The organism is Nostocoides sp. (assembly GCF_035343835.1).
GTDB classification, from domain to species: Bacteria; Actinomycetota; Actinomycetes; order Actinomycetales; family Dermatophilaceae; genus Nostocoides_A; species Nostocoides_A vanveenii.
This window is the reverse complement of sequence record NZ_DAOQZV010000354.1, coordinates 1-2275: the sequence shown is the minus strand read 5'-3', so window position 1 is coordinate 2275 and position 2275 is coordinate 1. Positions and strand designations below refer to the sequence as shown.

Below are 2275 nucleotides of genomic sequence, written 5' to 3'. Positions count from 1 at the left end.
GCGGCCGCGACCTGCGGGTCGGCCCGGCGTCACCGACCGCGTCGTCCAGGCGATCCGCCGCGGGCCCGGGTCACCCGCGGCGGTGAGCGCGAACGGCTCCTGCGGATTCGGCAACTGCCAACGATCCGCCGGGAGAGAGCCGGCGATGGCGTCCAGGAGCATGGCGTGATCGGCGGCCGTCCGCGTCAACCCGCCCAACGTGACCAGGCCGAGCCAGTGATCGGTCAGCGGCGCCGGACTGACCCGGCCACGGCTGGTCTTGAGTTCGACCACGCCGGTGCACGCGGCCGGGACGCGGATCGATCCGCCACCGTCCGCCCCCAGCCCGATGGGCGCGACCCCGGCGGCGAGCGCCACCGCGGTGCCGCCGGACGACCCACCGGGCGAGCGGCTGATGTCCCGCGGGTTGCGCGTCACCCCGAACGCCACCGACTCGGTGAACGGGAATTGGCCGAACTCCGGCATCGTCGTTGTCCCGATCACCACCGCCCCCGCCGCCCGCAGCCGGCGGACCATCTCGCTGTCCGCCTGCGCCGGAGTGGTGTTGCCGCGCCCGCCGAGCGTCGTGACGAGGCCCGCGACGTCGAACTCGGTCTTGCGACAGCGGAACTCCGGCGAGCGGGCCGTCGTGCCCGGGACCGCCGGCGTCGATGGCGCGCGCCTCGGTCAACGCCTCCTGCCGTCGAATCGCGACGAAACAGTTGTATGCCGCCTGCGCCGCCTCCGCTCGCTCCAGCGCCGCTGCGACGACCTCTTCAGCCGACAAGGTCCTGGCGCGCAGGGAGGCGGCGGTCTCGACGGCGGACATCTGCGCGAGCGGGGTCATGCCCGCGAGCGTAGGCCGCAGCCTCGCCCACCGGATCGGGACCATGTCCCGGGTGGGCCCTGGGATCAGTGCGTGCGGTCTGGCCGCGCGGGCACGTGGGTGCCCGGCGAGGGGCGCGCACGTGACCCGATCCTGCTGGACGCACTGTCCGGGCCCGACGGGGAGACCGCGATACTGGGCCGGTGAGCGAACAGATCACTTATGCCTCCGCCGGCGTCGACGTCGAGGCGGGTGACAAGGCCGTCGAGTTGATGAAGGCGGCCGTCGCGCGAGCCACCCGTCCGGAGGTGGTCGGGGGGCTCGGCGGCTTCGCCGGGATGTTCGACGCCTCGGCGATCGCCCGGATGACGCGGCCGATCCTCGCGACGTCCACCGACGGGGTCGGCACCAAGGTCGCCATCGCCCAGGCTCTCGATCGCCACGACACCATCGGCTTCGACCTCGTCGGCATGGTGGTCGACGACATCGTCGTCTGCGGGGCCGAACCGCTCTTCATGACCGACTACATCGCCTGCGGACGCGTGGTGCCCGAGCGGATCGCCGCGATCGTCGGCGGCATCGCCCGGGCGTGCGAGCAGGCGCGCGTGGCCTTGGTCGGCGGCGAGACGGCCGAGCACCCGGGACTTTTGGGCGTCGACGATTATGACGTGGCCGGCGCCGCCACCGGCGTGGTGGAGTATGCCGATGTCCTCGGCCCCGATCGCGTGGCGGCCGGTGACGTCGTCCTCGGGCTCGCCTCCTCGGGCCTGCACTCCAACGGCTATTCGCTGGTCCGGCGGGTGATCGGCGCCGCCGGCTGGCAACTGGACCGGGACGTGCCCGAGTTCGGGCGCACACTCGGGGAGGAGTTGCTCACCCCCACCCGGGTGTATGCCGCCGACCTCCTCGACCTGATCCGTGACCCCGCCGTAGTGGCGGGGGGCGGGGTCCACGGGCTTTCGCATGTCACCGGTGGCGGGCTGGTGGCGAACCTGGCCCGCGTCTTGCCGGCCGGGCTGCACGCGCGGCTGGACCGGACCACCTGGACGCCGCCCGCGGTGTTCACGACCATCGGCGCCCTGGGCTCGGTGCCGCAGCTCGACCTCGAGCGCACGCTCAATATGGGCGTCGGGTTCGTCGCCCTGGTGCCCGAGCCCGCCGTCGACGCAGCGGTCACGCTGCTGGAGGCCCGCGGCATACGGACCTGGGCAATGGGACGCGTCACCCACGAGGCCGACGCAGCAGTCGACGCCGCCGTCGAGGTCGTCCGGGGCGCCAAGGGTGTGCACGGCGGATCGGTCCAACTGGTCGGCACCTACGCCTGAGCGGCTACCGCGCGGTAGGTGTGACGAAACGGGCGCTAGAGCGCCCGCCCTGACTCACCTACCGGCGGGTAGCCCCAGTCGCGGCGTGGCCCACAGCGCCGGCGCGTCGGTGGCCACCCAGAAGCGCCCGCCGGCCACGCCCGCG

General features: G+C 73.5%; 1 protein-coding gene and 1 pseudogene. One reads left to right on the top strand and one right to left on the bottom strand.

Going from position 1 to position 2275, the window contains the following annotated elements:
* Positions 1-585: pseudogene (locus tag PKH97_RS16015) on the bottom strand (amidase family protein); the annotation flags it as partial.
* A gap of 423 nt (positions 586-1008) precedes the next feature.
* Between PKH97_RS16015 and purM the strand changes: the two are divergent.
* Entirely contained in the window at positions 1009-2130 is a 1122-nt protein-coding gene (gene purM / locus PKH97_RS16010) for a phosphoribosylformylglycinamidine cyclo-ligase (protein WP_324388608.1), read from the top strand.
* Positions 2131-2275 lie beyond the last annotated feature (145 nt).